The 8527-nt window shown below is 51.0% G+C and carries 5 protein-coding genes; 3 read left to right on the top strand and 2 right to left on the bottom strand.

Annotated features, from left to right (window positions below):
• Positions 1 to 283: 283 nt before the first annotated feature.
• Positions 284 to 448: a hypothetical protein gene (locus H8S52_RS14115; protein WP_153881346.1), complete on the bottom strand. Its 165-nt coding sequence runs from the start codon at positions 446 to 448 to the stop codon at positions 284 to 286.
• A gap of 176 nt (positions 449 to 624) precedes the next feature.
• On the opposite strand from H8S52_RS14115, the gene H8S52_RS14110 reads away from it, so the two are divergent.
• Positions 625 to 4005, top strand: coding sequence for a SusC/RagA family TonB-linked outer membrane protein (locus H8S52_RS14110; protein ID WP_060385668.1), 3381 nt, complete (start codon positions 625 to 627; stop codon positions 4003 to 4005).
• A 35-nt stretch (positions 4006 to 4040) separates the two neighbouring features.
• Complete coding sequence (locus tag H8S52_RS14105; RefSeq protein ID WP_186910055.1) at positions 4041 to 5735, top strand: SusD/RagB family nutrient-binding outer membrane lipoprotein; 1695 nt, start codon at positions 4041 to 4043, stop codon at positions 5733 to 5735.
• Between the two features lie 156 nt (positions 5736 to 5891).
• On the opposite strand, the gene upp is transcribed toward H8S52_RS14105, so the two are convergent.
• The gene (upp, locus tag H8S52_RS14100) at positions 5892 to 6551 is read right to left on the bottom strand and encodes a uracil phosphoribosyltransferase (RefSeq protein ID WP_117985584.1); all 660 of its coding nucleotides are present in this window, start codon (positions 6549 to 6551) and stop codon (positions 5892 to 5894) included.
• A 312-nt stretch (positions 6552 to 6863) separates the two neighbouring features.
• Here upp and pckA point away from each other — a divergent pair, with 312 nt between their 5' ends.
• Positions 6864 to 8471: a phosphoenolpyruvate carboxykinase (ATP) gene (gene pckA / locus H8S52_RS14095; protein WP_005655514.1), complete on the top strand. Its 1608-nt coding sequence runs from the start codon at positions 6864 to 6866 to the stop codon at positions 8469 to 8471.
• The last annotated feature ends 56 nt before the right edge of the window (positions 8472 to 8527 follow it).

The following is an 8527-nucleotide window of genomic DNA, read 5'->3' as shown; positions in this document are numbered from 1 at the left end:
GGATAGAATTATGTGAGAAAGCACCGAAAAATGGCAATAAGAATGGCATATGAAGTGGTCATGTCCTATCATCTTCATATGCCATCTTATTTTTTAGGGACATTTACTGAATATCCCTACTAAAACCCCGTTTTCCAACTGCGGGCCATGCGGTTGCCAATTGCGGGCTGTACGGTTGCCAGCTGCGGGCCGGACAGCCCGCAACCGGAAAACGAAGAAATACATAAGGGACAAGCACATTTTACAAGGTGCATCGGGAAGTTTTCCACCAAGCATTGGCACATTATACCCGGGAGATTGCCCCGCTCACACGCGGTATAATCCTATTTTCCACACGGTCTTCCGGATGCAGGCACAAAGTATAATCCGCCGGAAAACCGCCGGAATAAGATGCAAACGCCACAAGTGTGGAATGGCAACCTGCAAGTGTGGATTTTTTCCACAACATTCCACAACCTGCATACACATATTATAAGTATTTATAAAAAAAGCAATAAACTGAATATCATAGGTATAAATACTTCGCATAGTCTACGTATCTTTTTTGGCATACTGCTTGCTTATAACAAATACAAATAAATTCCAACAGATTTAATTGTACAAGGAAATAATCATTGTGGAAATATGAAGTCTATCAAGAAAAAACGGAGTATGGCTTCGCACAGGAAGCTACATTTTCAAAAGGTATTAGGTAGTATGATTGTGGCATTGGCGCTTCTGTTTGCAGGAAGTGCCGGTGCGCAGGAAACCAAAACAATCAAAGGTATGGTAAGGGATGTGACGGGAGAGCCGCTTATCGGCGCCAGCGTCATAGAGAAAGGAACCAACAACGGTGTCATTACCGATGTGGACGGAAACTTTACACTGACCGTGCCTGCCGATGCAACGCTGTCCATAGCCTATATGGGCTATGCCACCCGCGAAATACATCTGGCAAAACGCAAGAAGCAGGGCGACCTGAGGGTAACGCTGAGAGAGGACTCGCAACAGTTGAAAGAGGTGGTCGTCACGGCCATGGGTATCAAGAAGGATACCAAACGGCTGGGTTACGCGGTGAGCACTATCGAATCGGACGAGATAGTGAAGGCGGGAGCAACCAACTTTGCATCCGCCATGTACGGTAAAGCGCCGGGCATCCGCATCACGCAGACGCAGGGCGGTTCCGCCGGAGCCGTGTCTATCAATGTACGCGGACTCACGTCCATCACCGGAAACAACCAGCCGCTCATCATCCTGGACGGCGTACCCATCCGTAACGGCGGAACGGGCAAGAGTACCGACTTTGCCGAATTCGGCAACGACGGGCAGATACGTTCCAACGGTCTGGTGGACATCAACCCCGAAGATATTGAAAGCGTAAGTGTGCTGAAAGGTGCTTCGGCCACGGCACTTTATGGTTCGGAAGCGGCAAACGGCGCGGTGGTTATCACCAGCAAACGCGCCAAAAGCGGCAAACTGACGGTGGACTTCACCGCGCAGGTCACCGCCAACCTGCCCGCCTATCTGCCGAAAGTACAGACCGTATACGGCCCGGGACGTTACAACACGGAATACAGCGACTACGAAAAACAGACGGGCGGTTTCTACCAGCGCACCATGAACGGCGAAAGCTACAGAAGTCTGTATAATACGACCATGTCTTTCGGTCCGAAGTACGACGGCAGCGACGTGCTGTACTGGGACGGCAAGATGCGCCCCTACCTACCGGCTACGGACAATCCGTGGAAAGAGCTGTTCCGCACGGGCTGGAACCAGACCTACAACCTTGCCATCTCGCAGGGTACGGAGACCAGCAGCAACCGCTTCTCCTACACCTTCATGGGTGAAACACCCAACTCGCTGACGGGCAGCTTCACCAAACATAACTTCAAGCTGACGGGTTCTTACAAACCGGCAAGGACGCTGAACATAGAATACTCGCTGAACTACATCGTGCAGGATGTAAAGGACCGCCCGCAAACATCGCTGAACCTGTACGGCAGTTTCAGCAACATGTTCTCCTCCTTCATGGATATTCCCTATCTGAAGCAGAGCTACGTCACCAGCCTGGGCTACCGCAACACGTACGCAGGCGGCGATGCCACACTGACACCGGACGAAGCCTGGGCATACGACCCGGGATACCTGAACGGCGTATCGAATATGCTCTGGAACATGTATCACCACCACAGCAAGGAGACAGAGAACCGCCTCATCGGTATGATACGTCCCACCTGGCAGATAACCAATTGGCTGAGCCTGCGCGCCCAGCTCTCTACCGACATCACGGACACCAAGCAGACGCTGGAGTACGAGACGGAACGCCCCAACTCCCTGTACGACCCCAGCGGCAGCTTCCAGAACATCAACCGACGCTACGACATCGTGTACGGCGATGTGATGCTGAACTTCAACTACAACATCCGCCGTTTCGACATTGCCGCCACACTGGGCTGGACGGGACGTTACGAAAACATGAACAACATGCGCGTCTCCACCAACGGCGGTCTGGTTACGGAAAACTGGTTCGACCTCAACGCCAGCCGCTACACCGCCAGCAGCACGCTGCAACGTATGGAACTGCTGAAAACGGGATACATGGGTACGCTGAGCCTGGGTTGGGACAACTACCTGTTCCTCGAACTCACCGGGCGTCAGGAACGTTCGTCCACACTGAAAGACCAAAGTTTCTTCTACCCCTCCGCCAACCTCAGTTTCCTGTTCTCGAACGCCTTCCGCATGCCTGCATGGTGGAATCACGGCAAACTCCGCCTCTCCTACGGCGTCGTAGGTAACGCACCGGAAACGTATGCCGCCAACATTATCTACGAGCAGGGTTCGGACAACGGCTTCACATGGAACTACGTTCCTTCTTCGTGGGGAAATGCCAATATCCGCCCCGAAAAGAAGTACGAATACGAAATAGGTTTTGAAAGCAAGTTCCTCAACAACCGGCTGGGCTTCGATGTATCCTACTACAACAACCGCGTGAAAGACCAGATACTCTCCACGCCGCAACCCTCCACATCGGGTGTGAAGTACGTGCTGATGAACGTGGGAGAGGTGGCCAACGAAGGCTGGGACATCTCCGTAAGCGCCACTCCGGTACTGACCAAGAATTTCCGCTGGGACCTGACGGCCAACTACGGCATCTACCGCAACAAGGTCGTGAAGCTCGCCGACGGCGTACCGTACCTCGAAATATCCAACATAGGCGGTGGCGGAGCCAAGATACAGGCCGTAGAGGGACGCCCGATGGGTGACATCTACGTGCAAGTGCCCCAGATGAACGAAAACGGAGAGTATCTCGTATCGGACAAGGGACTTTACATGAACCAGACCGAACTGCAAAGAGTAGGAAACATCAACCCCGACGGCGTAGGCGGTCTGTTCAGCTCGTTCTCCTACAAGAACATCTTCCTGGATTTCAGTATCGACTTCCGCATAGGCGGCGACGTCATCAACGAGATGTACCAGTATTCCACCGCATCGGGTCTGACACCGGAGTCGCTGCAATTCCGCGATACGGAACACGGCGGCCTGTCCTACTACTATCCGGGCAACAACAACGCCAGCGGCGTGCCCGTGCAGGTAGACCCGTCACTGGGTGCAGGGCCTAACGGAGAAACCGTTTACCACGACGGCGTTATCCTGCCGGGCGTAGTGGCCTCCACCGGCGAGAAGAACACGCGCATCATCCCTGCCGGCTACTATTACAACCAGACCTACAACTGGGGTACTCAGCCCGAACAGCTTACGTACCGCCACTCGGTATTCGACAACAGCTATGTGAAGCTGCGCGAGCTGACCATCGGCTACCAGTTTCCGGAAAAGCTGATTTCCAAACTGGGCATGACGCGGCTGAGCGTTTCGGTATTCGGACGCAACTTGTTCTACTTCTACAAGGCACTGAAGAATTACGATGCGGAATCTTCCGTAGGAACATCCTGGGCAAGCCAGGCGGTAGTGGGCGGCTCCACTACGGCAACACGTAATTTCGGAGTGTCGCTGCGGGCAAGCTTTTAGAAAATAGAGAATTGAAAAATAAGACTTTAGAGTAAATGACAATGGATATGAAAAAGATAAATATAGGAGCGTTCGTTATAGCGGGAGCCATGCTGATGACAGCTTCCGGCTGTACGGATTCCGACTTCGACAGCAAATACGAAGACCCCTCAAAGGTCAACCAGGTTACCATCAGCAACCTCATGGTGGGAGTTTTCCAGAAAGTGAAAGATTATGACGTATATGAGTACGGACGTTTCTTCGGCTTCGACTCGCAGTTTGTGGGCAAGTACGCGCAGACCTTCGGCTACAGCTATTCGGGCGGTATGTACAGCCCCGGATATGCGCCTGCCATAGACGGGCAATGGGACAACCTGTATTCGGCACTGATGCAATACCGCAAGATGGAATCGCTGTACAATGAAGAGAACGATACGCAGAAAGCACAGGACGAAGCCTTTATGCTGGCAGCCAAAGTGCAACTGTACGACTTCTTTGCCGCAACGGTGGATATTTTCGGCGACATGCCTTTCTTCAAAGCATGCACCCTGCCGCTGACCAACGACGTAAACGGTTCTTACGCTCCCTACGACAAGGCGGAAGATATTTATAATACAATCCTTGACGAGCTGAAAGACATCGCCCCGCGTTTCCGTTCGGCAACCGTACCGAAAAACTTCAGTACTCAGGACTTCATCAACCTGGGAGATATGGAGAAATGGGAACGCTATGCAAACTCCCTGCGCCTGCGCCTTGCCATGCGTGTAGCCACGCAGGGAGCTTTGCAGGCGGAAGGACGTGCGGTTATCAAGGAGATATTGGAAAACCCCGCCGACTATCCGCTCGTAGAGGAGCAGGGAAACAACATCTTCATCGTCAACCAGAAGTCCGGGCAACTGAACTTCACCGCCGGCCACGGATTGGGCGACTGGGTTACGAACCGTCTTGCTTCGGGCGCCATCATAGACCGTATGCTGGGCCACGGCAACTATGACATGACCAGCAGCGATCCGCTAAGCGGCGTCTACGTCAAAGGCGAAGACGACCCCCGCATCCTGCTGAACTACAATCCCGTGAGCATCACCAACCGCGAAACCGGACAGATGGACGAACACCGTTACCTGGGTACGGACCTCACGGTAGCAGACGAGCTGACGGAGTATTACAGCGCTCAGGCACAAGACGAAGTGAACACCGCCAACAAAGGTTTCTCGCAGATTACCCAAAGAGGTTTTTTCTGGGAAAACGATAAATTCGATATGCTGATAATGGCTTCGCCAGAGATACATTTCCTGAAAGCGGAAGCCTATGCCATGGGGTACGGTGTGGCACAGGATATGGCAAAGGCGGAAAAGGAATTCAAGACGGCTGTCAGCCAATCCATCGCCCTGTATTACTATTACGATTCGATAGGCTCGGGAGAGAATTGCCGCCGTTACGACGCTCCTACCGATAAAGAGATTGCAGACTTTGCCAATGCCAGATGGAACAGTACGGCATACGTGGACAAACTGGATGCCATCATCACGCAGAAATGGCTGCACTTCGGTTTCCTCGTCAGCCGCGAGGCATGGAGTGACATCCGCCGCACAGGCTATCCTTCGGGACTGGTGTTCCCGGAAGTGTCGGGTACTATCCCCAATGTGCCGAACCGCTGGAGATACCCCAGCACGGAAGTAAACTACAATCCGTACTATAAGGATGTAGCCGGCACAGACACGTATACGGAAAAGCTGTTCTGGGCCAAGTGAACAATGAAAGCGAAGCGGGAATGGATATCCTGATGCAGTAGCTTGCAAACATAAAAGAGCCGTATCATTACTCACAAACGGAGTTGATACGGCTCTCTTTATGGTTCAATGAACAGTGCCGGGGTTCGGATTGGACGGCCGCAACCGCCCTGCTGATTACAGCTTGTCGCCGAATGCCAAGTCTCCGGCATCGCCCAGCCCCGGTACTATATACGAATGCTCGTTCATATCCGGGTCGATAGCGCCGCACCACAAGGAAACCTCGTTGCCGGGGAAGAGTTTCTGCAAGTGCTCTACTCCCTGCCGGCTGGCAATGACGCAGGCAATCTGCAGTTTGGCAGGCGTGCCCTTGGTAAGGAAAGCCTTCCAGGCAAGTTCCATGCTTTCGCCCGTAGCAAGCATCGGGTCAACCAGTAACAGAGTCTTGCCGGAAAGGTCGGGAGTAGCGATATACTCTATGTGCACATCCACCGTACGGCACTCTTTATCCTTATAATAACGGTAAGCGGAAACGAAAGCATTGCCCGCACGGTCGAACACATTCAGGAAACCGGCATGCAAGGGAAGCCCGGCACGGAAGACGGTGGCAATCACCACATCATCATCGAAAGTGCTGACGGGAGCTATCCCCAGCGGCGTTTGTACCTGCTTTTCGGAATAGGTGAGTTCCTTACTCATTTCGTACGCCATGATTTCGCCGATGCGTTCGATGTTCCGGCGGAAACGCATACGGTCGGACTGTACTTGCACATCGCGTATCTCCGCCATGTATTGGTTCAAGACTGAGTTAGTCTCGGCAAAGTTGATAACTTTCATTATATTATCAGATTAAAATATGTATTGGTTATTCCGTATATTGATAGAACAGAGGTGCAAAGTAAACGATTTCCACTCAATTTGCAACATTCAGTTTGCAGATATTGTTACGGTTCTATAAAAGATTTCCTATTACAGAAAAATTTCTCTAATAGGATGTTTCTTTAAAAATAAAGTATTACTTTTGTAGTCGCAAAAACAAGGGCCTTACTGAACAACGCGGTTTTCCACAAACTCGCCCCCTTGCAATGAAGCATACGAATGCGAAGAGAGATTATAAACCAAATACCAATTTTAAAATCTTAAAAAGAAATGGCAAATTTAGATTTAAGCAAGTACGGTATCAAAGACGTGAAGGAAATCATCCACAACCCGTCTTATGATGTATTGTTCGCTGAAGAGACCAAACCGGGTCTGGAAGGCTTCGAAAAAGGTCAAGTAACTGAACTTGGTGCTGTGAACGTAATGACTGGTATCTATACCGGACGTTCTCCTAAAGATAAATTCTTTGTAATGAACGAAGCCAGCAAGGATTCTGTATGGTGGACTTCAGAAGAATACAAAAACGACAACAAACCCTGCTCTGAAGAAGCATGGGCCGACCTGAAAGCTAAAGCTGTAAACCAGCTGAGCGGCAAGCGTCTGTTCGTTGTCGATACTTTCTGCGGTGCTAACGAAGCTACCCGCATGAAAGTACGTTTCATCATGGAAGTAGCTTGGCAGGCTCACTTCGTAACTAACATGTTCATCCGCCCGACTGCTGAGGAACTTGCTAACTACGGCGAACCTGATTTCGTATCATTCAACGCTTCCAAAGCAAAAGTTGACAACTACAAGGAACTGGGTCTGAACTCTGAAACAGCTACTGTATTCAACTTGAAGACCAACGAACAGGTTATCCTGAACACTTGGTACGGCGGTGAAATGAAGAAGGGTATGTTCTCTATCATGAACTACAAGAACCCGCTTCGCGGTATCGCTTCCATGCACTGTTCTGCCAACACCAACATGGAAGGTACGGACTCTGCTATCTTCTTCGGTCTGTCAGGTACAGGTAAGACTACTTTGTCTACCGACCCGAAACGTCTGCTGATCGGTGACGACGAACACGGATGGGATGACGAAGGTGTATTCAACTACGAAGGCGGTTGCTACGCTAAGGTTATCAACCTCGACAAAGAAAGCGAACCCGATATCTACAACGCCATCAAACGTGACGCTCTGCTGGAGAACGTAACTGTTGACGCTGACGGCAAGATTGACTTCGCCGATAAGAGCACAACTGAAAACACGCGTGTTTCTTATCCTATCTATCACATCAACAACATCGTTAAGCCGGTATCTAAAGGTCCTCACGCTCATCAGGTAATCTTCCTGTCGGCTGATGCCTTCGGTGTATTGCCTCCGGTATCTATCCTGAACCCCGAACAGGCTCAGTACTACTTCCTGTCCGGTTTCACCGCTAAGCTGGCCGGTACGGAACGCGGTATCACTGAACCGACTCCGACATTCTCTGCTTGCTTCGGTGCTGCTTTCCTGAGCTTGCATCCTACTAAATATGCAGAAGAACTGGTTAAGAAGATGAACAAGGTCGGCGCTAAGGCATACTTGGTTAACACCGGCTGGAACGGTAGCGGCAAGCGTATCTCTATCAAAGATACACGTGGTATCATCGACGCTATCCTCGACGGTTCTATCGACAAGGCTCCGACAAAGGTTATTCCTTACTTCGACTTTGTTGTTCCGACAGAATTGCCGGGTGTTGATCCGAAGATTCTTGATCCTCGCGACACTTACGAATGTGCTTGCCAATGGGAAGAAAAAGCAAAAGACCTGGCAGGACGTTTCATCAAGAACTTCGCTAAGTTCACAGGTAACGAAGCCGGTAAGGCTTTGGTTGCTGCTGGTCCGAAACTCTAATAGAACCAGATTATATATTTTAAGGCGGCTTTCGTTCTCGGAAGCCGCTTTTTTTG

Source organism: Bacteroides sp. NSJ-48, from assembly GCF_014287405.1.
GTDB classification, from domain to species: domain Bacteria; phylum Bacteroidota; class Bacteroidia; order Bacteroidales; family Bacteroidaceae; genus Bacteroides; species Bacteroides stercoris.
The sequence above is the reverse complement of the archived record's forward strand: the minus strand, read 5'-3'. Positions and strand labels throughout refer to the sequence as shown.

What these genes read in the sequence shown, in the direction of transcription:
- H8S52_RS14115 (WP_153881346.1), bottom strand. Translation starts at nt 448, where the DNA reads ATGTTGTGGAAAAAATCCACACTTGCAGGTTGCCATTCCACACTTGTG.
- H8S52_RS14110 (WP_060385668.1), top strand. Translation starts at nt 625, where the DNA reads ATGAAGTCTATCAAGAAAAAACGGAGTATGGCTTCGCACAGGAAGCTA.
- H8S52_RS14105 (WP_186910055.1), top strand. Translation starts at nt 4,041, where the DNA reads ATGACAATGGATATGAAAAAGATAAATATAGGAGCGTTCGTTATAGCG.
- upp (WP_117985584.1), bottom strand. Translation starts at nt 6,551, where the DNA reads ATGAAAGTTATCAACTTTGCCGAGACTAACTCAGTCTTGAACCAATAC.
- pckA (WP_005655514.1), top strand. Translation starts at nt 6,864, where the DNA reads ATGGCAAATTTAGATTTAAGCAAGTACGGTATCAAAGACGTGAAGGAA.